The organism is Rathayibacter sp. AY1H2 (assembly GCF_002931985.1).
In the GTDB taxonomy this organism is placed as follows: Bacteria; Actinomycetota; Actinomycetes; order Actinomycetales; family Microbacteriaceae; genus Rathayibacter.
The window spans coordinates 1-25,438 of record NZ_PSUV01000019.1 but is presented as its reverse complement, the minus strand read 5'-3'; the positions used below and the strand labels follow the sequence as shown (position 1 = coordinate 25,438).

Genomic DNA, 25,438 nt, shown 5'->3' with positions numbered 1-25,438 from the left:
CGGGCGGCCTCTTCCGTGCGGGAACCGATCAGTCGGCGGGTCGCAGGTAGAGCACGGCCAGCGGGGGCAGGACCAGCTCGGCGGAAGCCGGGCGGCCGGCCCACGGCTCCTCGCGAGCCTCGACCGCTCCGAAGTTCCCGACTCCGCTGCCGCCGTAGATCTCGGCGTCCGTGTTGACGAGCTCCTCCCAGCGGCCGGCCGTGGGCAGGCTCACGCGGTAGCCGTGCACGGGCGAGCCCGAGAAGTTGGCGATGACGGCGATCGGGCGACCCTCGCTGTCCTTGCGCAGGAACGAGACGACGTTGGCCGCCGCCGCGCCGCCGTCGATCCACTCGAAGCCCGACTGCTCGTGGTCGAGCTCCCAGAGCGACGGCGAGTCGCGGTACACGCGGTTCAGCTGACCGACGAGGCTCCAGAGACCGCGGTGGCTCGGCTGATCGAGGATCCACCAGTCCAGACCCCGCTCCTCGCTCCACTCGGAGTACTGGCCGAACTCCTGGCCCATGAAGAGCAGCTGCTTACCGGGGTGGGCCCACATGAAGGCGAGGTAGGCGCGCACGTTCGCGAGCTGCTGCCAGTGGTCGCCCGGCATCTTCTGGATCAGCGAGCCCTTGCCGTGCACGACCTCGTCGTGGCTGATCGGCAGGACGAACTTCTCGCTGAAGGCGTAGACGAACGAGAAGGTGATCTCGCCCAGGTGGTACTGGCGCCAGAGCGGGTCGTTCGCCATGTAGTCGAGCGAGTCGTGCATCCAGCCCATGTTCCACTTGAGCCCGAAGCCGAGGCCGCCGGAGCTGGTGGGCTGGGTGACGCCGGGCCAGCTCGTCGACTCCTCGGCGATCATCATGATGCCGGGGTGCAGCTTGTAGGCCGTGGCGTTGACCTCCTGGAGGAAGCTGATCGCCTCGAGGTGCTCGCGTCCGCCGTACTGGTTCGGAAGCCACTCGCCCTCCTTGCGGGAGTAGTCGAGGTAGAGCATCGAGGCGACGGCGTCCACGCGCAGGGCGTCGACGTGGAACTCCTCGAGCCAGAACAGGGCGTTAGCGACGAGGAAGTTGCGCACCTGGGTGTGCCCGAAGTCGAAGACGTAGGTGCCCCAGTCCATCTGCTCGCCGCGGCGCCAGTCCGGGTGCTCGTAGAGCGGCTCGCCGTCGAAGCGGGCGAGGGCGAAGTCGTCCTTCGGGAAGTGCCCGGGCACCCAGTCGACGATGACGCCGATGCCGGCCTGGTGCAGACGGTCGATCAGGTACTTGAGGTCGTCGGCCGTGCCGAAGCGGCTCGAGGCGGCGTAGTAGCCGGTGACCTGGTAGCCCCAGGAGCCGCCGAACGGGTGCTCGGCGAGCGGCATGAACTCCACGTGCGTGAAGCCGAGCTCGGTGACGTACTCGATCAGCGGGTCCGCGAGGTCGCGGTAGCCCAGTCCCGGACGCCAGGAGCCGAGGTGCATCTCGTAGACGCTGAGCGGCTGCGTGTGCGGATCGACCGAGGCTCGCTTCTCCATCCAGCCGGAGTCGCCCCACTGGTGGTGCGAGACGGGGACCTTCGAGGCGGTCGCAGGCGGCACCTCCGTGGCGCGGGCCATCGGGTCGGCCTTCCGGACCCAGTGGCCGTCACGCGAGAGCAGGTCGAACTTGTAGGAGGCTCCGGGCTCGACGCCCGGGACGAAGATCTCCCAGACCCCGGTCGTTCCGAGGTTGCGGAGGGAGTGGCCCTCGCCGTTCCAGTCGTTGAAGTCGCCGACGACCCGAGCGGCCTGGGCGTGCGGGGCCCAGACGGCGAAGCTCGTGCCCCAGACCCCCTCGTGCTCGCGGTGACGGGCGCCGAGCGCCTCCCAGAGGCGCTCGTGGCGGCCCTCGCCGATGAGGTAGAGGTCGAAGTCACCGACCGTCTTCGAGAAGCGGTAGGGGTCCTCCGCGGTCCACTCGCCGCCGCCGCCGTAGCGGGCCTCGACGGTGTACGCCTGCGGACCGAGGACGTGGAAGCCCTGCCAGATCCCATCGCTGAGGTGGCTGAGCTCGACGCGGGCGCCGGTGGCGAGCACCACGGCGACCTTCTCGGCGAGCGGGCGGCGCACGCGGACGACCGTCACCGGGTCGGAGACGCCGGGGGCCGCGACGAGGTGCTGGCCCAGGACGTCGTGGGGGAGCGCGTTGCTGCCGGTGGCGAGCTGCTGCAGCACCCACTCCGGGATGTCGGGCAGCGCGATCGCCGCAGTGCCGTCGACGGGGCCCGAATCGGACGCGGGGTCCTCGGTCGTCTCGGCGGGGCCGGTGGTCGTCTCGAGGGGAGCGGCGCTGTCGGCTGCGACGGAATCGGCGGCGTCCGTGTCGTCGGGCAGGTCGCCCTCGGCCCCGCTGCCGACCGGAGCGGACTCCGCGTCGTCGGCGTCGGGCTCGACGGTCACGGCGTCATCGGCCGCGACCGACTGAGGCGCCTCCGGTACGGTCTCGACCGCGTAGCTGCGCGCGTTCTCGCCGTCCGCTCCGGGGTGCTGTCGAGCGTCGGGCGCCGCGTCGGCGACGTGCGCGCCGTGGCCGGAGGTGGTCGCCGAGCTGGTGCCGGTCGTCGGGACCGTCTCGGCGTGCGCGCCGAGGCCCGCCTCCTCGGCCGGGCTCGTGCCCTCGGGGGTGGTTCCGCTCATCGCTCGTCCGCCTTCACGCTCAGGATGTGCACGGGCTCGACGAACGAGTCGAGCCGCACGTAGTCGTCGCTGCCCCAGGTCCAGACGGCGCCGGTGATCAGGTCCTCGACCTCGAAGGTCGCGCTCCAGTCGAGCCCGATCGCGGGCAGGTCGAGGTGGACCGTGGTCTCGCGGGCCGAGTGCGGGTCGGTGTTGACGACGACGATGATCGTGTCGTCGGTCCCGGTGCCCGTGAACGCGGCCTGCAGGTGCTTGGAGTAGACGAGGATCGCGTCGTCGTCGCTGCCGTGCACGTGCAGGTTCCGCAGCTGCCCGAGCGCGGGGTGCGAGCGCCGGATCTCGTTGAGGCGCGTGATGTACGGCGCCAGCGAGCGGCCCGACTCCTCGGCGCCGGCCCAGTCGCGCGTCTTGTACTCGTACTTCTCGTTGTCGATGTTCTCCTCGGCGCCCGGGCGAGCGACGTTCTCGACCAGCTCGTAGCCGGCGTAGACCCCCCACAGCGGCGACGCGGTCGCGGCCAGGGCCGCCCGCACCTTGTACGCCGAGCGGCCGCCGTACTGGAGGTACTCGGTGAGGATGTCCGGAGTGTTCACGAAGAGGTTCGGCCGCATGTAGTCGGCCGTCTCGTGGGAGATGCTCGTGAAGAACTCGCCGAGCTCCTCCTTGGTGTTGCGCCAGGTGAAGTACGAGTACGACTGCTGGAAGCCGACCTTGCCGAGTGCGCGCATGATCGCGGGGCGGGTGAACGCCTCCGCGAGGAAGACGACCTCGGGGTGCTCGGCGTTGACCTCGTGGATGATCCACTCCCAGAAGTCGAGCGGCTTCGTGTGGGGGTTGTCGACGCGGAAGATCCGCACGCCCAGGTCGATCCAGTGCCGCAGGACCCGCAGCGACTCCTGACGGATGCCCTCGGGGTCGTTGTCGAAGTTGATCGGGTAGATGTCCTGGTACTTCTTCGGCGGGTTCTCGGCGTAGGCGATCGAGCCGTCGGGGAGCGTCGTGAACCACTCGGGGTGGCTGGTGACCCAGGGATGGTCGGGCGAGGCCTGCAGGGCGAAGTCGAGGGCGAGCTCGAGGCCCGCGGCCTCGACCGCGGCGTGGAAGGCGCGGAAGTCGTCCTCGGTGCCGAGGTCCGGGTGGATCGCGTCGTGGCCGCCCTCGGCCGAGCCGATCGCCCACGGCGAGCCGGGGTCGTTCTCGCCGGCGTCGAGCGTGTTGTTCGGGCCCTTGCGGAAGGAGCGGCCGATGGGGTGGATCGGCGGCAGGTAGACCACGTCGAAGCCCATCGCGGCCACAGCGGGGAGGCGGTCGATCGCGGTGCGGAAGGATCCGCTGGTCACGGTCCCGTCCTCGTGGCGCACGGCGCCCTCGGAGCGGGGGAAGAACTCGTACCAGGCGCCGACGCCGGCGCGGGTGCGCTCGACGTGGACGGTGCGCGGCTCCGAGACGCTGGTGAGGCTCATCACCGGGCGGGCGTCGAGCGCGCCGTGGACGGCGGGATCGGTCGCCGCGGCGAGGCGCTCCTCGGCGCTCAGCGTGGTGTCGCCGACGCGGGCGGCGGTGTCGGAGAGCAGGCTGCGCTCGCCCTCGGGCCGCGAGGAGTCGTCGGCGCCGCTGCGCAGCAGGCCCTCGCCGATGGCGAAGGTGACGTCGATGTCCAGGCCGGCCGGGATCTTGACCTCGGCCGTGTGGAGCCAGGTCGCCCAGTCGTCGGCGTAGGCGCGGATGCGGTAGCTCCAATCGCCCTCCTCGTCGAGGGCCACGAGGCGCCCGTAGCGGTCGGTGCCGGTCGCGAGGAGCGACATGCGGTGCTCCGACTCGGCCCCGGACGGCGAGCGCAGCAGGAGGTCGACACCGATGAGGTCGTGCCCCTCGCGGAAGGCCGTGGCAGCGAAGGGGACGACCTCGCCGACGAACGCCTTCGCGGGCCAGCGGTCGTCCTCGAGCCGCGGCTGCGGGTCGATGATCGGCAGGCGCTCGGCCCGGACGCGGTAGCCGCTCCCGGTCGTCGCGGTCGCCGGCGACGCGTGGGGTGCGTCCGCGGTCACCGGGGCGGCCGGTGCACTGTCGGCCGCGGGGGGAGCAGGAGTCGCCTCGGGGGCGGCGGCGGGCGCCGGAGCGGCCGTCTCGGGAGGCGCCGACGCCTCCTGGGGTGCGCGTCCGCGACCCGCTCGCCGTGCGTCCTTGCCGTTCTGAGCCTTGCCGAAAGGTATCTGAGCCACGTCACGACAGTAGCGACCGGCGGCGGCTCGCACACGACGGTTGCGCCCGCGCTCGGGCCTGTGCAAACGGACCCGGGGAGCGCGTGCCGGAGGGTGGCGGCGGGTCCGCGTCCCGCCGATCCGCGGTGGTCGGGGTCCGCTAGGGTGACCGAGCGCGACCGCCCCGGTGCTCCGCGACCGGGCGCTCCGGGGTCCGCAGAGAGTCGAGGGGTGCCGTGAAGGCGATCCGCCGCTTCATCGTCCGCTCCGTCCTCCCGCCCGAGCTCTCGGCTCTGGGCGATCTGGCGGGCAATCTGCGCTGGGCCTGGCACGAGCCCGCCCGGCGCTTGTTCGAGCGGGTCGATGCGGAGCTGTGGCGGAGCGGGGGAGCGGACCCCACCGCCCTGCTCGGAGCGGTGAGCCCCGAGCGCCTCGCCGAGCTGGCGGGGGACCAGGGCTTCGTCGACGAGGCGTGGCGCCTCCGCGACGAGCTGGAGCGCTACCGCACCGAGCCGCGGTGGTACCAGTCGCTGCCGGAGTCCGCCCCGCGCTCGATCGCCTACTTCTCGCCGGAGTTCGGGATCGCGGCGGCGCTGCCCCAGTACTCCGGTGGACTCGGCATCCTCGCCGGCGACCACCTGAAGGCCTCCTCGGACCTGGGCGTGCCGCTCACCGGCGTGGGCCTCTTCTACCGGTCGGGCTACTTCTCGCAGAAGCTCTCCGCCGACGGCTGGCAGCTCGAGTCCTACCCCTCGCTCGATCCCGACGGGCTGCCGCTGCGCGTCGTCCGTCTCGCCGACGGCTCGCCCGCCCGCATCGTGCTGGCGCTCCCCGAGGGACGCGCGCTCTACGCCCGGGTCTGGCGCGCGGAGGTCGGCCGGGTGACCCTCCTCCTGCTCGACACCGACATCCCCGAGAACGAGGACTCGCTCCGTTCCGTCACCGACCGCCTCTACGGCGGCGGGGGCGAGCACCGCCTGCTGCAGGAGCTGCTGCTGGGCATCGGCGGGGTCCGCGCGCTCGGGCTCTGGGCCGAGGTCTCGGGTGGCGTCCTCCCGGAGGTGTTCCACACGAACGAGGGGCACGCCGGCTTCCAGGGGCTCGAGCGCATCTCCGGCCTGATCGGCGCGGGCCTGGACTTCGACCAGGCTCTCCAGGTGGTGCGGGCGAGCACGGTCTTCACCACGCACACTCCGGTGCCGGCGGGCATCGACCGCTTCGACCGCGGGATGATCGAGGAGTACTTCTCCACGGAGCTGCTCCCGGGCGTGCAGGTCGAGGACGTGCTCGCGCTGGGCGCAGAGCCGGGGGACTCCGGGACGGCGTTCAACATGGCGTACATGGGCCTGCGGCTCGCGCAGCGCTCCAACGGCGTCTCGACGCTGCACGGCGAGGTCAGCCGATCGATGTTCTCGAGCCTCTGGCCCGGCTTCGAGACGGCGGAGGTGCCGATCGGCTCGGTGACGAACGGCGTCCACGCGGCCACCTGGACCGATCCGATCCTCCGGCGGCTCGCGGAGGAGCGGCTCGGCACCGACGACACGACGCGGGCCGACTGGGCCTCGGGCGCGCTCGGCGACACCGAGCTGTGGGCCGCGCGCCGCGCGATGCGGGAGCAGCTGGTACAGGACGCCCGCCGCCGGGCCGCCCGCTCCTGGCGCGAGCAGAACCCGGGCGGCCTCCCGCCGGCCTGGCTGGACGAGCTGCTGGACCCGGACGTGCTCACCATCGGCTTCGCACGGCGGGTGCCGACCTACAAGCGGCTGACCCTGATGCTCCACGACCCCGAGCGTCTGCGGGCGCTGCTCACCCACCCGCAGCACCCGATCCAGATCGTCATCGCGGGCAAGTCCCACCCGGCCGACGAGGAGGGGAAGCGCCTGATCCAGCGGCTCGTCCGCTTCGCGCAGGAGCCGGACGTGCGTCGCAGGATCGTCTTCCTGCCGGACTACGACATCGCGATGGCGCAGCTGCTCTACCCGGGCACCGACGTCTGGCTCAACAACCCGCTGCGCCCGCTCGAGGCGTGCGGCACCTCCGGGATGAAGGCGGCGCTCAACGGCTCGCTCAACCTCTCGATCCTCGACGGCTGGTGGAACGAGTACTTCGACGGCGAGAACGGCTGGGCGATCCCCTCCTCCGACCGCGCGCTCGACCCGGAGGCCCGCGACACGCTCGAGGCCGAGGCGCTCTACGAGCTGCTCGAGACCGAGGTCGTGCCGCGCTACTACGAGCGCGATCACGACGGCGTGCCCCGGCGGTGGGTGCGCTCGATCCGGCACACCCTCGCGACCCTCTCGCCCGAGCTCTCCGCCGAGCGGATGGTGCGCCAGTACGTCGAGGCGCTCTACTCGCCGGCCGCCGAGGCCGGGCGCGCCGTCGCCGCCGACCACTTCGAGCCGGCCAAGGAGCTGGCGACCTGGAAGCGGCGGGTCCGCGCCGGCTGGCCCGGGGTCGCGGTCGCGTCCGTCGAGTCCGGCGGGATCGACGCGGTGCCCCAGCGCGGGGACCGGCTCGCCGTGCGGGCGGGCGTGCGCCTGGGCGAGCTCTCGCCGGCGGACGTCTCGGTCGAGGTCGTCTACGGGACGACGTCCGCTGACGGCTCGCTCACCGAGGTCCGCCACCACGAGCTCGAGGTGGTCGAGGAGTCGGGTGCCGTGGTGCCGGCCGACGCGGTCGGGCGCGTGCCCTACGCCGGAGTGGTCACCCTCGACCGCAGCGGCTCCTTCGGCTACACCGTCCGCGTCGTGCCGCGGCATCCCCTCCTGGCCCGCTCCGCCGAGCTGGGCCTGGCCGCCGCCGCCGGCTGACCCCGCCCGGTCCCTCTCCGCGAGATGCCGCTCCGGTGCGCCTTCCTCGGCGTCTCGCGGACCGGAGTGGGATCTCGCGGGAGGAGGACGGCGCATGGAGCGAAACGGCGCCCGGAGGAGGACGGCGAGGGATCGGGGGTCAGCGCGCGATGTCGGCGAGGAGGGCGGCCGTCGCGGCGACGAGGTCGGCGGGGGCGAGCTCGATGTCGAAGCCCCGGCGCCCGCCCGACACGAGCACCGTGTCGTGGAGCTCGACGGTCTCGTCGATGACGGTGCGGTGCAGCGTCCTCTGCCCGAGCGGCGAGATGCCGCCGAGCACGTAGCCGGTCCGGCGCTGGGCCAGCACGGGGTCGGCCATCGCCGCCCGCCTGCCTCCGGCCGCGGCCGCGAGCTCCTTCAGCCCGAGCGAGCCGGTGACGGGCACGACGCCCACCACGAGCTCGCCGTCCACGTCGACCATCAGGGTCTTGAACACGCGCTCCGGCTCGACGCCGAGCGCCTCGGCCGCCTCGAGCCCGTAGCGCGTCGTGGCCGGGTCGTGCCGGTACTGGCGGGGAGTGAAGGGGACGCCCGCCGCCGTCAGCGCGACGGTCGCCGGGGTCCCCGGCCCGCTCCGCGCCATCAGGCGGCCTGCTCGGCCGCCGGCCCGTGCGCGGCGAAGAGCTGCATCGAGGTGCCGGCCACGCGGATGACCTGCCCCGGCTCGAACGACTCGCCGTGCTCCAGCGGCTCCGGCTCCTCGCTGTTCCACAGGCGCGTGTAGCCGGTGACCCCCTCGCCCTCGGCGAGCACGACCGTGGTGTCCTGCTCGACGCCGTGCACCACCAGCAGGACGCGGTCCGGCTCGCCCTCGACCGGCGTCGAGGCCGCGAGGTACTGCAGCGTCCGGTTGGCGGCGGAGGTCCAGTCGTGCTCGCTCATCCCGCTCCCGTGGGCGTCGAACCACGCCATGGTCGTGGCGCCCGGCTCGCTCGCGTCGCCGCTGCCGTAGCGGGAGGGACGCAGCGCCGGGTGCTCGCGCCGCAGGCGCAGCAGGGTGCGCGTGTGCGCGCGGAGCGCGAGCTGCCAGTCGGCCAGACCCTCCCAGCGCACCCAGGTCAGGTCCGAGTCCTGGCAGTAGGCGTTGTTGTTGCCGCGCTGGCTGCGACCGGTCTCGTCGCCCGCCGTGATCATCGGCACGCCGGCCGACAGCAGCAGGGTGCCGAGGAGGTTACGCATCGCCTTGCGCCGCGCCAGCGTGATCCGCTCGTCGGTGGTGGGGCCCTCGAAGCCGTGGTTGAAGGAGCGGTTGGTGTCGGCTCCGTCGCGGTTCGACTCGCCGTTGCCGATGTTGTGCTTGACGTTGTACGAGACCAGGTCCGCCAGCGTGAAGCCGTCGTGCGCGGTGACGAAGTTGACCGACGCGAGGGGGCCCCGCTCCGCCGAGAAGGTGTTGGAGGAGCCCGAGAGCCGGGTCGCGAAGCCGCCGATGCCGACGGGGGCCGTGCCGGCGCGGCGGGCGTAGTCGATGTCCGAGAGCCAGAAGTTGCGGGCGCGGTCGCGGTAGCGGTCGTTCCACTCCGACCACCCGGCCGGGAAGTTCCCCGTCTGCCAGCCGCCCATTCCCACGTCCCAGGGCTCGGCGATCATCTTCACGCCGGCCAGCGCCGGATCCTCGACCGCGGCCCGCAGCAGCGGGTGGTCGCTCCGGAAGTGCGCGATCTCGTCGCGGCCGAGGGTCGCGGCCAGGTCGAGCCGGAAGCCGTCGATCCCGACCTCGCCCGACCAGTAGCGCATCGAGTCCAGCGCGAGGCGCTGCGCCGCGGGCCGGCCGAAGTCGATCGTGTTCCCGCAGCCGGTGACGTCCACGTAGTGGCCCTCGGGCGTCTGGCGGTACCAGCCGGCGTCGTCGATCCCGCGCAGGCTCGACATCGGCCCGCCCGGCCCCTCCTCGGCGGTGTGGTTGTAGACCACGTCCAGGATCACCTCGAGGCCGGCCTCGTGCAGGAGCTTCACCATCCCCTTGAACTCCCGGAGCACCGCGGTCGGTCCGCCGCGCTGCGCGGTGGAGGAGGCGTACGCGGCGTGCGGGGCGAAGAAGTTCAGCGTGTTGTAGCCCCAGTAGTTGGTCAGCCCCTGCCGCAGCAGGCGCTGCTCCGACACGAACGCGTGCACGGGCAGCAGCTCGACCGCCGTCACGCCCAGCTCGAGCAGCGCCGAGACCGTCGACTCGTGCGCCAGGCCGGCGTAGGTGCCGCGCAGCTCCACGGGGAGCGCCGGGTTCAGCCGGGTCAGCCCCTTCACGTGCGCCTCGTAGATCACGGTGCGGTCCATCGGGGTGCCGGGCCGGGAGGAGGAGCCCCAGTCGAACGCGTCGTCCACGACGACCGAGCGCCACTCGTTCTCCGCCACCCGGTGCAGGCCCCGGGAGTACGGCTCCAGCAGGGCCCGGCGGGGGTCGAAGCGGTGCCGGGGGCCCGTGGGTCCGTCGACGCGCAGGGCGTAGCGGCGGCCGGGGGCCAGCAGATCGGAGCGCGCGGACCAGACCGCGGCGTCGTCGCGCGCCAGCGGGACCGTGCGGGTCACCCAGGTCGGATCCTTCTCGTCGTACAGCAGCAGATCGACGGCGCTCGCGCTCTCGGACCAGACCCGCAGCTCACCGCCCTGATCGTCCACGGTCACGCCGAGCCGGGCCAGGGGATCGTGAGAGGTCATGCGACTTACAGTAGTGACGGGCACCGGCTCCCTCCGTGCCCCCGACGCGGGACGAAGGGCTGCTGTGATCTACCTCGACCACGCCGCGACCACCCCGCTGCGCGCCTCGGCGCTCGCCGCGTTCGCGGAGGCGTCCGCCCACGGCGGCAATCCCTCCTCCGTCCACGGCTCCGGCCAGGAGGCGCGCCGCCGGCTGGAGGACGCCCGGTCGGCGCTCGCCGGGGTGCTCGGCTGCGAGCCGATCGAGGTGATCCTCACCGCCGGCGGCACCGAGGCGGTCAACCTCGGGATCAAGGGCCTCTACTGGCAGCGCCGGAGCGAGGACCCGGCCCGCGTCCGGGTCCTGGTCGCCGAGGGGGAGCACCACGCGACGCTCGACTCGGCCGCCTGGCTCGCCGAGCACGAGGGCGCCGTCCTCGAGTGGCTGCCTCTCGACGACGAGGGCACCCTGCGGCCGGAGGCGCTCGCCGCTGCGCTCGCCGCTGCGCTGGAGGAGGACCCCGGATCGGTCGCCCTGGTCACGGTGCTCTGGGTCAACAACGAGATCGGGACGATCAACCCGATCGCCGAGCTGGCGGCCGCGTGCGCCCGCGCCGGCGTCCCCCTCCACGTCGACGCGGTCGCCGCCCTCGGACACGTGCCGCTGCGGATCGCCGAGATCCGCCGCGCCTCCGGCTCCGGGCGCGGCGCGGGACTGGCCGCCGTCAGCGTCTCGGGTCACAAGGTCGGCGGGCCGATCGCGACCGGTGCGCTCGTGCTCGCCCGCGACGCCCGCGTGGTCCCGGTGCTGCACGGAGGCGGACAGCAGCGGGGCGTCCGCTCCGGAACTCAGGACGTGCCCGGTGCCGCGGCCTTCGCCGCCGCCGCGGTCGAGGCGGACGCCGAGCTGTCTGCGGAGGCGCAGCGCCTGGCCGCCCTGCGCGACCGGCTCGTCGCGGGCGTCCTCGCCGCCGTGCCGGGGGCGACCCTGACCGGGCCCGCCCTCGACTCCGGACGCCGGGTCGCCAACAACGCGCACCTCGCCTTCCCCGGTGCGCAGGGCGACTCCCTCCTCTTCCTCCTCGACACCTCGGGCGTCTCCGTCTCGACCGGGTCCGCCTGCACGGCGGGGATCCCGGAGCCCTCGCACGTGGTCCTCGCGCTCGGCCGGAGCGAGGACGAGGCCCGCGGGGTGCTCCGGATGACGCTCGGCCACACCTCGACCGACGCGGACGTCGACGCCCTCCTGGCCGCGCTGCCCGGCGCCTACGCCCGCGCCGCCCGAGCCGGACTCTCGAACCGCGCGGTGCTGCCCGCCTGAACCCCTGCCGGCCGCGCCCGCGGGAAACGTAGACTCGCACGGTGAAGGTTCTGGCGGCGATGAGCGGTGGAGTGGACTCGGCGGTGGCCGCGGCCCGCGCGGTGGAGGCTGGGCACGACGTGGTGGGCGTGCACCTCGCCCTGAGCAGGATGCCCGGCACGCTGCGCACCGGCAGCCGGGGGTGCTGCACGATCGAGGACTCGATGGACGCGCAGCGCGCCGCGAACGTCCTCGGCATCCCGTACTACGTGTGGGACTTCTCCGAGCGGTTCAAGCTGGACGTCGTCGACGACTTCGTCGCCGAGTACTCGGCGGGCCGCACCCCGAACCCCTGCATGCGCTGCAACGAGCGGATCAAGTTCGCCGCCCTGCTCGAGAAGGCTCTCGACCTCGGCTTCGACGCGGTCTGCACCGGCCACTACGCCTCCCTCCGCACCGCCGCCGACGGCTCCCCGGAGCTCCATCGCGCGAGCGACGAGGCGAAGGACCAGTCCTACGTCCTCGGCGTGCTGACGGAGCAGCAGCTGCGGCACTCGATGTTTCCGCTCGGCTCCACGCCGTCCAAGGCGATCGTGCGCGCGGAGGCGGCGGAGCGGGGCCTCAGCGTCGCGAGCAAGCCCGACAGCTACGACATCTGCTTCATCCCCGACGGCGACACCCGCGGCTGGCTCGCCGAGCGCGTCGCCCCCGAGACCGGAGCGGTCGTCGATCGGGACGGCGCGGTGGTCGGCTCCCACGAGGGCGCTCACGGGTACACGGTGGGCCAGCGCCGGGGCCTGCACCTCGGCGTCCCCGCGCCCGACGGTCGGCCGCGCTTCGTCCTGGAGGTGCGGCCGGTGAGCAACGAGGTCGTGGTCGGTCCGCGCGAGGCGCTGCGCATCGGCGAGATCGCCGGCGAGCGGTTCACCTGGGCGGGCGCCGCTCCCGAGGACGCGGACGCGCCCTTCCGCTGCGACGTCCAGATCCGCGCCCACGCCGACCCGGTCCCCGCCTCCGCGGTGGTGTCGCACGTCGATGGCAGGGTGGAGCTCGTGATCACTCCGGACTCGCCGCTCGACGGCGTCGCCCCCGGCCAGACGGCCGTCGTCTACCTCGGCACCCGCGTGCTGGGCCAGTGCACGATCGACCGCACGGTCGCGGCCGACGCCGCGGTGCTCCGGTGAGCGCCGTCGAGCCCGCCGCCCGCGTCGAGGAGCTGCGGGCGCGGATCCGGTCGGCGAGCGACGACTACTACGCGGCCGACTCCTCGCCGCTGTCCGACGCCGAGTACGACGCCCTGGTGCGCGAGCTGGCCGCGCTCGAGGCCGAGCACCCCGAGCTCGCCGCCGAGGACTCGCCGACGCGGACCGTCGGCGGGATCGTCGGAGCGGGCCTCGCCCCGATCGACCACGCCGAGCGGATGCTCTCCCTCGACAACGTGTTCTCGGCCGAGGAGCTGCGCGAGTGGTGCGAGAAGACGGTGGCCTCGGCCGACCGCCCCGTCGCCTGGCTCACGGAGCTCAAGATCGACGGGCTCGCGATCTCACTCCACTACGAGGACGGCCGCCTCGTCACGGCGGCGACCCGCGGTGACGGCCGCACCGGCGAGGACGTCACCGTCAACGCCCTCCGCGTCGCGGGCATCCCCGAGCGCCTCTCCGGCGAGGGCCACCCGGCACTCGTCGAGGTCCGCGGCGAGGTCTTCATCCCCGTGGCCGCCTTCGCCGAGCTGAACGCCCTCCAGGAGACGCTGCGCGACGAGGCGGTCGAGGAGGCGCGGACCCGCTGGTCGTCCCGCCCGCCCGCCACCCGAGGCGTCTTCGAGGAGGAGAAGGCGCGCACGAGCGCACTGCGGCGCTTCCCGACCTTCGCCAACCCGCGGAACGCGGCGAGCGGCGGCCTCCGCCAGCAGCTCGACAAGAAGTCGGGTCTCGACCTGCGCGCCGGCGAGGCGCGCGTCGGCTCCCTCGCGCTCTACGTGCACGGCATCGGCGCCTGGCCGGACCCGCCTGTCGCGACCCAGTCCGAGGTCTACGGGCTCCTCTCCTCCTGGGGACTGCCGGTCAGCGGCCACAACCGCGTCTCGGGCTCGGTGGAGGAAGTGCTCGCCTTCGTCGAGCGCTACGGCCGCGAGCGGCACTCGGTCGAGCACGAGATCGACGGCGTGGTCGTGAAGGTGGACGAGCTCGAGCTGCACGACGAGCTCGGCGCCACCAGCCGGGCGCCGCGCTGGGCGATCGCCTACAAGTACCCGCCCGAGGAGGTCCACACGAAGCTCCTCGACATCGTCGTGAGCGTCGGGCGCACCGGCCGCGCGACGCCGTTCGCCCAGATGACCAAGGTGAAGGTCGCGGGGTCCGAGGTGCGCCAGGCCACGCTGCACAACGCCGACGTGGTCAAGGCCAAGGGCGTGCTCATCGGCGACACGGTCGTGCTGCGGAAGGCCGGGGACGTCATCCCCGAGGTGCTCGGCCCGGTGGTGGAGCTCCGCGACGGCTCCGAGCGCGAGTTCGTGATGCCGACGCAGTGCCCCGAGTGCGGCACCACGCTCGCTCCGGCCAAGGAGGGCGACGTCGACCTGCGCTGCCCCAACGCGGAGTCCTGCCCCGCGCAGGTCCGCGGGCGCGTCGAGCACATCGGCAGCCGCGGCGCGCTCGACATCGAGGCGCTCGGCGAGGTCAGCGCCGCCGCCCTGACCCAGCCCCTGGTGCCCGCCGAGCCGCCGCTGCGGACCGAGGCCGGCCTGTTCGAGCTCACGGTGGCCGATCTCTTCCCGATCGAGGTCGTCGTCCGCGACTCCGAGACCGGTCTGCAGAAGCTCGACGCGAAGGGCGATCCGAAGGTCGTCACGCCCTTCAAGCGCAAGCGGCAGTTCGCCAAGGACGGCGCCTTCGACCCGGAGGCGGGAGCCTTCGCGGGGGACGCCGCCTCCGTGCCCTCCACCAACGCCCTCCGGCTGATCGAGAACATCGAGCGGGCTAAGACCAAGGAGCTGTGGCGCCTGCTGGTCTCGCTCAGCATCCGGCACGTCGGCCCGGTCGCCGCGCGCGCGCTGGCGGGCTACTTCGGCTCGCTCGACGCGATCCGCGTGGCGAGCCGCGACGAGCTCGCCGCGGTCGACGGGGTGGGCGGGATCATCGCCGACGCCCTGATCGCCTGGTTCGAGGTCGACTGGCACGTCGAGATCGTCGACCGCTGGGCCGCGGCCGGAGTGCGCTTCGCCACGCCCGGCCACCCCGGTCCCGGTGCCGCGGACGCCGCCGGCGGGGTGCTCGCGGGTCTCACGGTCGTGGCGACCGGGAGCCTGGAGGGGTACTCCCGCGAGGGGGCGCAGGAGGCCATCCTCGCGGCCGGCGGCAAGGCCGGCTCGAGCGTCTCCAAGAAGACCGACTACGTCGCCGCCGGTCCCGGCGCCGGCAGCAAGCTCGGCAAGGCCGAGGCCCTGGGGCTCCGGATCATCACCGCGGCCGAGTTCCACCTCCTGGTGACGGAGGGACCGGACGCGATCGCGCTGCCGGAGGAGGCGTCCGCCGACGCTCCGGAGGAGGCCGCCGCCGGCCCGGACGGGGACGTCGCCGGCGCATCGCGCTCCGACGCCTCGCCGGAGGATGACGCCGTGCCGGAGACCGACGCCGTCCCGGACGCGGCCGCCCCGAGCACGGAGGAGCCGACCGGGCCCGATGCCTGACGCGGGCGGCGGGGAGCGGCGGGCGTTCCTGCGCCGCTCCCTCGCCGACGCAGCGTCGCTCGCGCTCGACGCCGCGGCTCGGCCCACCACCGCCGAGCGTCGGACCGCCGAGGTGCTCGGGCGGATCGACCACGTGGTCGTGCTCTCCTTCGCCGGCCGCAGCCGCGACCAGGTCCTCGGCGCGCTCGACGACACGGACGGCCCGGTGTTCACCGGCGGCACGGACGCCGTGATGACCGCGCCCGGCCCGGACGATCCTCCGGGCGCGCGCTTCGCCCCCGAGATGCTGCCGGTGCACGCGCTCCTCGCCACGGCCTTCGCCCGGGCCGACCACTGGCGCGCCGACGGCCGCGATCCGCTGCCGGCGGCCCTGCGCGCGGCCCGGGAGACCGGCACCGGCTGGGCTCTCGCGGTCGACGAGCGGCAGGGCGTCTCGACTACGCTCCTCGCCGATCCGGAGTGGCCCCACCGCGACCCGGGCGCCGCCGGCTCCCGCGGCGGGCGCCTCCTTCCCATCGACGCGCTGGCCGCCGAGGCCGCAGCCGGCACCCTGCCTCCGCTCGTCCTGGTCGAGCCGCGGTCCCTCGTCGATCCGGCCGACTTCGCCGACGCCGCAGCCGCCGGCACCGATCGATCCGCTGATGCGCGCCTCGCGGAGCAGCTGCTGCACGTCGTGTTCGACGCCGTCCGCGACGGGGAGCGGGCGGGGCGGCGGATGCTGCTCCTCGCCGCCGCGCGGGGGAGCGCAGGGCGGCCCGGCACGGTGCCGGCGCTCGTGCTCGCCTCGGCCGTCCCCTCGGGTGCACGGATCGGCGTGCCGCTCGGTCCGGAGACTCCCGCGCAGCTCGTCCGCGCCCGGGCGGGCGTGCGCCGAGCGCTCGTCGATCCGCAGGTCCGAGAGCTGGCCGCACTCCTCAGCGGTCCCGACCGCCCCCTCGCGCGCTGGCCCCGCACGGCGCCGGCTTTCGCGCCGCCCGCGCCGGTCGGGCGGCGCCTCCGCGACGCGGCCCGCCGCGCGCACGTCGACCCCGAGCCGGAGGCCGGACTGCTCGCCCGCGTTCGAGCCGCCGTCCCGGGCGCGTCGCTACACTCCGAGCAGGCGCAGGCGGCGCAGGAGAGGCGGCGGAGATGACCAGCGAGCGGACTCCCTCGGAGCACGACGACGGAGCTCCCCGCTCCCGCTCGCGCCGCCGCTTCCTGGCCGGCACCGCCGCCGCCGGAGTCGGAGCCGGAGCCCTCGCCGGTGGCGCGATCGGCGCGGCCGTCGCCTCCGGCCCCCGCCGCGAGGAGGAGCCGCGACTGCCCGCCCGCACGGAGCCGGGATTCGACCACGTCGTCGTGATCATGTTCGAGAACCGCTCCTTCGACAACGTCCTCGGCCGCCTCTACGGACCGGACGACCTGCCCGCGGGCGAGAGCTTCGAGGGCCTCCTCCCCGACGAGCGGACGAACACCAGCGCCGGGGGACTGACCGTCGGCACGCACGTCTACGAGGGCGCCACCGACTCCGTGATGCGCCAGCCCGACCCGGACCCGGGCGAGGAGTACCCGCACGTCAACACCCAGCTCTTCGGCACGGTGGATCCGCCCGAGAACGCCGGCCGCACCGTCGGCGCCATGACCGCGCCCTTCAACGCGCCCGCCGACGCCTCCGCCCCGACGATGAGCGGCTTCCTCGAGGACTACGTCCAGCACCTGAGGGTGATGAAGAAGGGGCAGGAGCCCACGGCGGAGGAGGCGCGGACGATCATGGGCGGCTTCTCGCCGGAGATGCTGCCCGTCTTCTCCACCCTCGCCCGCGAGTTCGCCGTCTTCGACCAGTGGTTCTGCGCCGTCCCCTCCCAGACCTTCTGCAACAGGTCCTTCCTGCACGCGTCGACCTCGCACGGCTTCGTCACCAACAAGCAGGGCGGCGGCTACGAGAAGTGGCTCGCGGACGACCTGGCCGACGCGCCGACGGTGTTCAACCGCCTCGAGGAGGCGGGGAGGACCTGGCGCGTCTACTTCGACGCGCTGCAGGTGGTCTCCTACACCGGCTTCCTGCACGCGCCGGTGCTCGAGAAGTACTGGAAGACCCACTTCTCGACGATGGACCGCTTCTACGCCGACGTGGAGAACGGCGAGCTGCCCGACTACGCCTTCCTCGAGCCGCGGCTCGTCTTCGACCACAACGACATGCACCCGCCGACCGGGGTCCTGCGAGAGGACGAGGTCGACGGCACGCCCGTCTACGACAGCGCGCTGTCCGACGTCCGCGCCGGCGAGCTGCTGCTGCACCAGGTGTACTCGGCGATCCGGGAGAGCGCGAGCACGACCGGCTCGAACGCGGTGAACACGCTCCTGCTGGCGACCTTCGACGAGCACGGCGGCCTCTACGACCACGTCCCCCCGCCGTCGGCGACTCCGCCGGGCGACGGCCGCGAGGGCGAGATGGGCTTCGCCTTCGACCGGCTCGGCTGCCGCGTGCCGGCGATCGCGGTCTCGGCGTACACGAGGGCCGGCACGATCGTGCACGACGAGCTGCACCACGGCGCCGTGATCCGGACCCTCAGCGCCCTGCACGGCCTCGAGCCGCTGACCGCTCGCGACGCCTCCGCCCCCGACCTCTTCGGGGTGCTGACCCTCGACGAGCCGCGGCAGATCGGCGACTGGCCGACCACGGTGCCGCAGTACCTGCCGCCGAACCCCGAGGCGGCGCCAGCGCATCCGGCGCACGTGAACCGCGACAAGCCGCTGAGCCCGCCCGCCGTCGGCCTGATGGGCCTGCTGCTGGCCCGGTACGGCGAGCCCGGCGAGGACCTGCCGACCACCTACGAGGGCGCGTACAACGCACTCCTGAAGCACGGCGCCAGCCTCTTCGGCGGCTCCTGACGGGCGGGCGGCACGGGCGGAGGCGGTGCGGGCGCGCCGAGTAGACTGGCGGCCGGAAATCCCCCCGAACCACCAGACGGAGACGCATGTCCGAGATCACGGCCGACACGGTCGCCCATCTGGCCCAGCTGGCCAGGATCGACCTCACTTCCGACGAGATCGGGAGCCTCACCAGGGAGCTCGGCCAGATCGTCGACTCCGTGCGCGCGGTCCAGGCCGTCGCCACGCCCGACGTGCCGGCGACCAGCCACCCGATCCCGCTCGAGAACGTCTTCCGGCCCGACGTGGTCGGCGAGACCCTCACGCTCGAGCAGGCGCTCTCCGGCGCGCCCGAGCACGACGGCAGCCGCTTCCAGGTCTCCGCGATCCTGGGGGAGGAGCAGTGAGCGCGCACGGCGACGAGCTCGTCCGCCTCAGCGCGTCCGCCCTCTCCGGGAAGCTGGCCGACGGCTCGGTCTCCTCGGTCGAGGCCACCCGCGCCCACCTCGAGCGCATCGACGCGGTCGACGGAGCGGTCCACGCCTTCCTCCACGTCGCGCGCGAGGGCGCGGTCGCGTCCGCCGAGGCGATCGACCGCCGGCGGGCCGACGGCGAGTCGCTGCACCCCCTCGCCGGAGTGCCTCTCGCGGTCAAGGACGTCATCGTCACGAACGACATGCCGACCACGAGCGGCTCCCGCATCCTCGAGGGCTGGCGCCCGCCCTACGACGCGACCGTCATGCGCAAGGTCCGCGAGGCCGGGCTGGTCCCGATCGGCAAGACCAACATGGACGAGTTCGCGATGGGCTCGACCACCGAGCGCAGCGCCTACGGCCCCACCCACAACCCGTGGGACCTCGACCGCATCCCCGGCGGCTCCGGCGGCGGGTCCGCCGCGGCCGTCGCGAGCTACGAGGCGCCCCTGGCCCTCGGCTCCGACACCGGGGGATCGATCCGTCAGCCCGCGCACGTGACCGGCACCGTCGGCGTGAAGCCGACCTACGGCGGCGTGTCCCGCTACGGAGCGATCGCGCTCGCCTCGAGCCTCGACCAGATCGGCCCCGTCTCCCGGACGGTCCTCGACTCCGCGCTGCTGCACGACGTCATCGCGGGCCACGACCCGCGCGACTCGACGTCGCTGCGCGACTCCTGGCCCTCCTTCGCCGACGCGGTGCGCCGCGCCGACGTGACGGGCCTCCGGATCGGCGTGGTCAAGGAGCTCGACGGCGGCGAGGGCTTCCAGCCCGGCGTGCTGGCGCGCTTCCACGAGGCGCTCGAGATCCTTCAGGGCGCCGGAGCCGAGGTCGTCGAGGTGAGCCTCCCGAGCGTCGAGCACGCGGTCGCCGCCTACTACCTGATCCTCCCCGCGGAGGCCTCCAGCAACCTCGCCAAGTTCGACTCGGTCCGGTTCGGCCTCCGGGTCACGCCGGAGGGCGGCGGCACGGTCGAGCAGGTCATGTCCGCGACCCGCGAGCAGGGCTTCGGCCCCGAGGTCAAGCGCCGGATCATCCTCGGCACCTACGCCCTCTCGGCCGGCTACTACGACGCCTACTACGGCAGCGCGCAGAAGGTCCGGACCCTGGTGCAGCGGGACTTCGACGCGGCCTTCGCGGACGTCGACGTGATCGCCTCGCCGACAGCGCCGACGACCGCCTACCGCCTCGGCGAGAAGCTCGACGACCCGCTGGCGATGTACCGAGGCGACGTCGCGACCATCCCGGCGAACCTGGCCGGCATCCCCGGCATCTCCGTCCCCGCCGGCCTCGCCGACGAGGACGGGCTGCCTGTCGGCATCCAGTTCCTCGCTCCCGCCCGGGAGGACGTGCGCCTCTACACCGTGGGCGCCGCGCTCGAGGCGCTGCTCGAGGAGAAGTGGGGCCGCCCGCTCCTCGCGCAGGCCCCCGACCTGACCCACTCCGTGCTCTCCGCGACCGAGGAAGGTGCCGTCTGATGGCCTCCGCGCACACGTCCGCTCCCGAGCTGATGGACTACGACGAGGTCTTCGAGACGTTCGAGCCGGTGCTCGGCTTCGAGGTGCACGTCGAGCTCAACACGAAGACCAAGATGTTCTCGGACGCGCCGAACGAGTTCGGGTCCGAGCCCAACACGAACGTGACCCCGGTCGACCTCGGCCTCCCGGGCTCGCTGCCGGTCGTGAACGAGCAGGCCGTCCGCTACTCGATCAGCCTCGGCCTCGCCCTGGGCTGCTCGATCGCCCCGTCCAGCCGCTTCGCGCGCAAGAACTACTTCTACCCGGACCTGGCGAAGAACTACCAGATCTCGCAGTTCGACGAGCCGATCGCCTTCGAGGGCTCGGTCGAGATCGAGCTGGCCGACGGCTCGCTCGTGCAGATCCCGATCGAGCGCGCGCACATGGAGGAGGACGCCGGCAAGCTCACGCACGTCGGCGGCGCCACCGGCCGCATCCAGGGCGCCGAGTACTCGCTCGTGGACTACAACCGCGCGGGGGTCCCGCTCGTGGAGATCGTCACGAAGCCCATCTACGGCGCGGGGAAGAGCGCGCCCGAGTACGCGAAGGCCTACGTCGCGACGATCCGCGACATCGTGCTGGCGCTCGGCATCTCGGACGCCAAGATGGAGCGCGGCAACCTGCGCTGCGACGCGAACGTCTCGCTCCGCCCGATCGGCCAGGAGAAGCTCGGAACCCGCACCGAGACCAAGAACGTCAACTCGCTCCGCTCGGTCGAGCGCGCCGTCCGCTACGAGATCCAGCGCCAGGCGGCGATCCTCGCCGCGGGCGGCACGATCACGCAGGAGACGCGCCACTGGCACGAGGACACCGGCCGCACCTCCGCGGGCCGGCCCAAGAGCGACGCCGACGACTACCGCTACTTCCCGGAACCCGACCTGCTCCCGGTCGTGCCGAGCCCCGAGCTGATCGAGGAGCTGCGCGCCGCGCTCCCCGAGAAGCCCGCCGACCGCCGTCGCCGCCTCAAGCAGGAGTGGGGCTTCACCGACCTCGAGTTCCAGGACGTCGCCAACAGCGGCCTGCTGGTCGAGATCACCGAGACCGTCTCCGCGGGAGCCGCTCCGCAGGCGGCCCGCAAGTGGTGGACCGGGGAGATCGCGCGCCTCGCGAACGCGGCGGGCGAGGACCCGGCCTCCCTGGTCACCCCGGCCCAGGTCGCCGAGCTCGCCGGTCTGATCGAGAGCGGCACGCTGACCGACCGCCTCGCCCGCGAGGTCCTCCAGGGCGTCATCGCCGGAGAGGGCACCCCGCAGGAGGTCGTCGACGCCCGTGGACTCGCGGTCGTCTCGGACGACGGAGCGCTCATCGAGGCGATCGACGCGGCACTGGCCTCGCAGCCCGACGTGCTCGCGAAGATCCGCGACGGCAAGGTGCAGGCCGCCGGTGCCGTGATCGGTGCCGTGATGAAGGCCATGAAGGGGCAGGCCGACGCCGCCCGCGTCCGCGAGCTCGTCCTGGACCGCGCGGCCGGCTGAGCCGGTGCGCGGGGAGGTGCGGTCATGAGCGGTGGAACCGGCGACGCGCCCCTTCCCGCGCGGCTCGAGCTGCCGGCGGGCGCCCTCCTGCGTCCTCTCGTCTCGAGTGATGCGGACCTCCTGCACGCGGTGATCGGCGAGCAGCGACCGTGGCTCGCGGCTCTCCTCCGCGGGGACGATCCGGCCGCCCTGCCGTCGGCGTCCCTCGGCGACGACGTGCGCGGTCTCCTGCGCCTCGAGGAGGAGTCGCGTGCGGGCAGAGCGCACGCGTTCCTGCTCGTCGGCCCGGACCGCACCGAGGCGCTGGGCGCTCTGAGCGTCCGGCCCGGCGGCGGCGACTCCGCCGAGGCCTCCTGGTGGGTCGTCCCCGCCGTCCGGGGCTCGCGGCTCGAGGAGGAGCTCGACGCCTACGCGCGCCGCTGGCTCCAGCAGCACTGGCCTTTCGACACGGTCACCACGCCCGACAACCACCCCGACGATCCCGCCTCCCTGGCCGGGGCGAACATCGTGGCGCTCGTGCCCGCCGCGCCGGAGCGCACCGCCCTCCCCGACACCGACGCCGCCTCGGCGGCGCTCCTCTGGGCGGAGTACCGCTCCGCGCATCCGGGAGTCGACGAGGCGCTCCCGCCGGTCGAGGCGTTCGGCGACAGCACGGCGATGGCGGACGAGCTGCTGGGCCTCGTGCGGCGCGGAGTGAAGACGGCCACGGCGTCCCTCGCCGAGGAGGGGGCACCCGTCGCGGGCGACCACTGGATCGTCTGCGACGGCGCGGGAGCGGCGCGTGTCGTCCTCGTGACGGACGAGGTTCGGACCGGTCCGCTCGACTCCGTCGACGACGCGTTCGCCTGGGCCGAGGGCGAGGGGGACCGCACGCGCGCCTCCTGGCTCGACGGCCACCGCCGCTACTTCGCCCGCGTCTCACCGGGCGGCATCGGCGACGTGGTCTTCGAGCGCTTCCACGTGGTCTGGCCGGAGGCCGACGCCGAGCGCGCCGCCGCCTTCGCCCGCTCGGTCGGAGCGTTCCGGCCCGAGGAGCTCGACGGGACTCCCGCGCAGACCTAGGGGGTTTCCCGGATGCCCCGCTCAGGCGCCCTGCGCCAGAGTGGAGTCATGGCTACTCTCGTGCGCCCCCGTCGGGGCAGGATCATCGCCGGCGTCTGTGCCGGTCTCGCCCGCCGATTCGGCTGGAGCCCCTTCGTGGTGCGTCTCCTGTTCGTGCTCTCGTGCCTCCTCCCGGGGCCGCAGATCATCGCCTACCTCGTGATGTGGGTGGTCATCCCGAAGCAGAAGTGACCGAGGCCTCCGCTCCGAGCAGCCTCTGAGAGAACGCTCAGCACCCGGAGCGGTGAGAGGCCTACGGTGGCGGTGTGCGTCCGTCGGGCGCCGAGGAGGAGATCATGGGATTCCTGGACCGACTGCTGGGCCGCGACGAGCAGCCCGAGAGCGCACGCCGCTCGACGTACGCGCCGCCGCAGGCCGCGGACCGCAGGCCCGAGTACGGCTCCCCTCCGGCGACGTCTCCGCGCACCGACGATGAGCGTGCCATCGAGCGCTACCGCTACCTCCTCCGCACCGCGCCGCCCGAGGCGATCGAGCAGGTGCACCGCGAGGCCTTCGAGCAGCTGACCCCGGAGCAGCGCCAGCAGGTCTTCCGAGAGCTCAGCGAGGGGGCCCCCGTCGGCGACGCGCCGAAGGACGACGACCCCCGCACGCTCGCCCAGTCCGCCACGCGGAGCGAGCTGCGCCAGCCCGGATTCATGGAGCGGCGCTTCTCCGGCGGCGGAGGCATGGGCTTCGGCGGCGTCCTCGCCTCCTCGATGCTCGGCACGATCGCCGGGTTCGCGATCGGCTCGGCCATCGCGGGCGCGTTCCTCCCCGATGCGGGAGGCGACTACGCCGGCGGTGACGGCGGGGGAGAAGCCTCGGCCGACGGCGGAGCGGATGCGGGAGGTGCGGACGCCTCCGGTGCGGACGCCGGAGACGGCGGCGGCTGGGGCGACTCCGGCGGAGGCGACTTCGGCGGGGGCGGCGACTTCGGAGGCGGCGACTTCGGAGGCGGCGACTTCGGCTTCTAGCCTCGTTGCAGAGGGCCCCCGATCACGGACAGTGGTCGGGGGCCCTCGCTCGTTCCGGGCTAGTCCTCGTCGGTCAGCATGGCCTTCACCTGGCGGCGGAGGACCTTGCCGATCATGCTCCGCGGCAGCTCGTCGACGACGGTGATCCGCTTGGGCACCTTGTAGGGCGTCAGCGCCTCCCTGACGGCCTTGCGGGCGGCTGCGACGTCGAGCTGCGCGCCCGGCTCCAGGACGACCGCCGCCGCCACGGACTCGCCGCTGCGCGGATCGGGCAGGCCGACCACCGCCACCTCCTTGATCTCGGGCAGGCGGAGCAGCACCTCCTCCACCTCGGACGGCGAGACGTTGAAGCCGCCCGTGATCACGAGCTCCTTGATCCGGTCGACGATGCGCACGAAGCCGTCCTCGTCGATCGTCGCGATGTCGCCGGTGCGGAACCAGCCGTCACCGGTGAAGGTCGCCGCCGTCTCGTCGGGCTTGCGGTGGTAGCCCCGGAACACCTGCGGACCGCGCACGACCAGCTCGCCCTGCTCGCCGGTCGCCACCTCCGTGTCGGGATCCTCGGGGTCGACGATCCGCACGTCGGTGCCGGGCAGCGGGAGCCCGACCGTCCCGGCGCGTCGCGTCGGACCGACCGGGTTGGCCATCAGGACCGGAGAGGTCTCCGAGAGGCCGTAGCCCTCGACGAGCGTGCCTCCGGTCAGCGCCTCGAACGAGTCGACCAGCGCCGGGTCGAGCGGCATCGCGCCGGAGATGGCGATCTCGATGCCGCGCAGGGAGACGCCCCGCTGCTGCGCGCTGCGCGCCAGGCGTTCCGCGATCGGCGGAACGGCCGGGAGGAAGGTGGCGGGGTGCTTCTTGACGACCTTCAGCACCAGCTCCGGGTCGAACTTCGGGAACAGCACCAGGCGCGCGCCCATGCTCATCGCGAAGGTGAGGCAGAGCGTCAGCCCGTAGGCGTGGAACATGGGGAGCACCGCGTAGACCACGCAGTCGCCGCGGCGGACCGTCGGCACCCAGGCGCGCGACTGGGCGGCGTTCGCCGTCAGGTTCGCGTGGGTCAGCTCGGCGCCCTTGGGCGTGCCGGTCGTGCCGCTCGTGTACTGGATGACCGCGAGGTCCTCCGCGACCGGGCGCGGGTGCGCCGGGTCGATCCGCCGCCTCAGCAGCGACTCCCACTCGATCGCACCGCGGACCGGCCCGGTCAGCGCGGCGCGCGACTCCCGGGCCTTCTTCAGCGGCAGGCGGAGGGCTGCGCGCATCGAGGCGGGCATCGCGCGGGTGAGGTCGACGGCGACGACGGTCTCGACGCCGAGATCGGCCGGGAGGTCCTGCACCGTCGGCACGACGCGGTTCCAGGCGATCGCGACACGAGCGCCGTGGTCCTCGAACTGGTGGCGCAGCTCGCGCGGGGTGTAGAGCGGGTTGTGCTCGACCACCACGGCGCCGAGCCGGAGGACGGCGTAGAAGGCGACGACGTGCTGCGGGCAGTTCGGGAGGACGAGGGCGACCGGATCGCCCGCGCGGACGCCCAGGCGGCGGAGGCCCTCGGCGGCCCGCTCCACCTCGTCGGCGAGCTGGGAGTAGCTGGTCGAACGGCCGAAGAACTCGAGCGCGACCTGGTGGGGATAGCGCTCGGCCGACTCGGTGACGATGTCGACGAGCGAGCCGGTCGGGAGCTCGAGCTCCGTCGGCACGCCGGGCGCGTAGCTGCGGATCCAGGGGCGGGGCGGGT

Annotated in this window: 17 protein-coding genes; 12 read left to right on the top strand and 5 right to left on the bottom strand. The window is 73.5% G+C overall.

The window, feature by feature from the left end; genetic code table 11:
- Positions 1 to 28: 28 nt before the first annotated feature.
- Positions 29 to 2,641 (bottom strand): 1,4-alpha-glucan branching protein GlgB, encoded by a 2,613-nt coding sequence (gene glgB, locus C5C29_RS13340; RefSeq protein WP_181074950.1) that lies wholly within the window; start codon positions 2,639 to 2,641, stop codon positions 29 to 31.
- Complete coding sequence (locus C5C29_RS13335) at positions 2,638 to 4,608, bottom strand: alpha-1,4-glucan--maltose-1-phosphate maltosyltransferase (RefSeq protein ID WP_258062298.1); 1,971 nt, start codon at positions 4,606 to 4,608, stop codon at positions 2,638 to 2,640. Before C5C29_RS13335 ends, glgB begins: the two co-directional genes overlap by 4 nt.
- A 470-nt stretch (positions 4,609 to 5,078) precedes the next feature.
- On the opposite strand from C5C29_RS13335, the gene glgP reads away from it, so the two are divergent.
- Positions 5,079 to 7,652, top strand: a complete 2,574-nt coding sequence (gene glgP, locus C5C29_RS13330; protein ID WP_104223884.1) for an alpha-glucan family phosphorylase — start codon at positions 5,079 to 5,081, stop codon at positions 7,650 to 7,652.
- A gap of 139 nt (positions 7,653 to 7,791) precedes the next feature.
- On the opposite strand, the gene ybaK is transcribed toward glgP, so the two are convergent.
- The gene (gene ybaK / locus C5C29_RS13325; protein ID WP_104223883.1) at positions 7,792 to 8,274 is read right to left on the bottom strand and encodes a Cys-tRNA(Pro) deacylase; all 483 of its coding nucleotides are present in this window, start codon (positions 8,272 to 8,274) and stop codon (positions 7,792 to 7,794) included.
- Positions 8,274 to 10,346: a glycogen debranching protein GlgX gene (gene glgX, locus C5C29_RS13320; RefSeq protein WP_104223882.1), complete on the bottom strand. Its 2,073-nt coding sequence runs from the start codon at positions 10,344 to 10,346 to the stop codon at positions 8,274 to 8,276. The genes ybaK and glgX overlap by 1 nt, the downstream gene beginning before the upstream one ends.
- A 64-nt stretch (positions 10,347 to 10,410) precedes the next feature.
- On the opposite strand from glgX, the gene C5C29_RS13315 reads away from it, so the two are divergent.
- From C5C29_RS13315 to C5C29_RS13265, 11 genes are all read left to right on the top strand, one after another.
- Positions 10,411 to 11,646: a cysteine desulfurase family protein gene (locus C5C29_RS13315; RefSeq protein ID WP_308470869.1), complete on the top strand. Its 1,236-nt coding sequence runs from the start codon at positions 10,411 to 10,413 to the stop codon at positions 11,644 to 11,646.
- Between the two features lie 41 nt (positions 11,647 to 11,687).
- Positions 11,688 to 12,809: a tRNA 2-thiouridine(34) synthase MnmA gene (gene mnmA, locus C5C29_RS13310; protein WP_181028759.1), complete on the top strand. Its 1,122-nt coding sequence runs from the start codon at positions 11,688 to 11,690 to the stop codon at positions 12,807 to 12,809.
- Entirely contained in the window at positions 12,806 to 15,313 is a 2,508-nt protein-coding gene (gene ligA, locus C5C29_RS13305) for an NAD-dependent DNA ligase LigA (protein ID WP_146082245.1), read from the top strand. Before mnmA ends, ligA begins: the two co-directional genes overlap by 4 nt.
- Positions 15,306 to 16,445, top strand: coding sequence for a hypothetical protein (locus C5C29_RS13300; RefSeq protein WP_104223879.1), 1,140 nt, complete (start codon positions 15,306 to 15,308; stop codon positions 16,443 to 16,445). The genes ligA and C5C29_RS13300 overlap by 8 nt, the downstream gene beginning before the upstream one ends.
- The gene (locus C5C29_RS13295) at positions 16,442 to 18,184 is read left to right on the top strand and encodes an alkaline phosphatase family protein (RefSeq protein WP_104223878.1); all 1,743 of its coding nucleotides are present in this window, start codon (positions 16,442 to 16,444) and stop codon (positions 18,182 to 18,184) included. The genes C5C29_RS13300 and C5C29_RS13295 overlap by 4 nt, the downstream gene beginning before the upstream one ends.
- An 86-nt stretch (positions 18,185 to 18,270) precedes the next feature.
- Positions 18,271 to 18,570, top strand: a complete 300-nt coding sequence (gene gatC, locus C5C29_RS13290) for an Asp-tRNA(Asn)/Glu-tRNA(Gln) amidotransferase subunit GatC (RefSeq protein WP_104223877.1) — start codon at positions 18,271 to 18,273, stop codon at positions 18,568 to 18,570.
- A complete protein-coding gene (gatA, locus tag C5C29_RS13285) occupies positions 18,567 to 20,114 on the top strand; it encodes an Asp-tRNA(Asn)/Glu-tRNA(Gln) amidotransferase subunit GatA (protein ID WP_104223876.1) in 1,548 nt (515 codons plus the stop codon). The genes gatC and gatA overlap by 4 nt, the downstream gene beginning before the upstream one ends.
- A complete protein-coding gene (gatB, locus tag C5C29_RS13280) occupies positions 20,114 to 21,628 on the top strand; it encodes an Asp-tRNA(Asn)/Glu-tRNA(Gln) amidotransferase subunit GatB (RefSeq protein ID WP_104223875.1) in 1,515 nt (504 codons plus the stop codon). The genes gatA and gatB overlap by 1 nt, the downstream gene beginning before the upstream one ends.
- A gap of 24 nt (positions 21,629 to 21,652) precedes the next feature.
- Entirely contained in the window at positions 21,653 to 22,690 is a 1,038-nt protein-coding gene (locus C5C29_RS13275; RefSeq protein WP_104223874.1) for an ASCH domain-containing protein, read from the top strand.
- Positions 22,691 to 22,738: 48 nt separating this feature from the next.
- Positions 22,739 to 22,921, top strand: coding sequence for a PspC domain-containing protein (locus C5C29_RS13270; RefSeq protein ID WP_104223873.1), 183 nt, complete (start codon positions 22,739 to 22,741; stop codon positions 22,919 to 22,921).
- 104 nt (positions 22,922 to 23,025) lie between these two features.
- Positions 23,026 to 23,703 carry a hypothetical protein gene (locus C5C29_RS13265; protein ID WP_104308461.1) on the top strand — a complete coding sequence of 226 codons (678 nt, stop codon included), beginning with the start codon at positions 23,026 to 23,028 and terminating at the stop codon, positions 23,701 to 23,703.
- Between the two features lie 59 nt (positions 23,704 to 23,762).
- On the opposite strand, the gene C5C29_RS13260 is transcribed toward C5C29_RS13265, so the two are convergent.
- Positions 23,763 to 25,438 (bottom strand): long-chain-fatty-acid--CoA ligase (locus C5C29_RS13260; protein ID WP_104308457.1); only part of this gene is annotated, 1,676 nt, incomplete at its 5' end.

What these genes read in the sequence shown, in the direction of transcription:
- gatC (WP_104223877.1), top strand. Translation starts at nt 18,271, where the DNA reads ATGTCCGAGATCACGGCCGACACGGTCGCCCATCTGGCCCAGCTGGCC.
- glgX (WP_104223882.1), bottom strand. Translation starts at nt 10,346, where the DNA reads ATGACCTCTCACGATCCCCTGGCCCGGCTCGGCGTGACCGTGGACGAT.
- glgB (WP_181074950.1), bottom strand. Translation starts at nt 2,641, where the DNA reads ATGAGCGGAACCACCCCCGAGGGCACGAGCCCGGCCGAGGAGGCGGGC.
- C5C29_RS13295 (WP_104223878.1), top strand. Translation starts at nt 16,442, where the DNA reads ATGACCAGCGAGCGGACTCCCTCGGAGCACGACGACGGAGCTCCCCGC.
- gatB (WP_104223875.1), top strand. Translation starts at nt 20,114, where the DNA reads ATGGCCTCCGCGCACACGTCCGCTCCCGAGCTGATGGACTACGACGAG.
- ybaK (WP_104223883.1), bottom strand. Translation starts at nt 8,274, where the DNA reads ATGGCGCGGAGCGGGCCGGGGACCCCGGCGACCGTCGCGCTGACGGCG.
- C5C29_RS13270 (WP_104223873.1), top strand. Translation starts at nt 22,739, where the DNA reads ATGGCTACTCTCGTGCGCCCCCGTCGGGGCAGGATCATCGCCGGCGTC.
- C5C29_RS13275 (WP_104223874.1), top strand. Translation starts at nt 21,653, where the DNA reads ATGAGCGGTGGAACCGGCGACGCGCCCCTTCCCGCGCGGCTCGAGCTG.
- C5C29_RS13265 (WP_104308461.1), top strand. Translation starts at nt 23,026, where the DNA reads ATGGGATTCCTGGACCGACTGCTGGGCCGCGACGAGCAGCCCGAGAGC.
- C5C29_RS13300 (WP_104223879.1), top strand. Translation starts at nt 15,306, where the DNA reads ATGCCTGACGCGGGCGGCGGGGAGCGGCGGGCGTTCCTGCGCCGCTCC.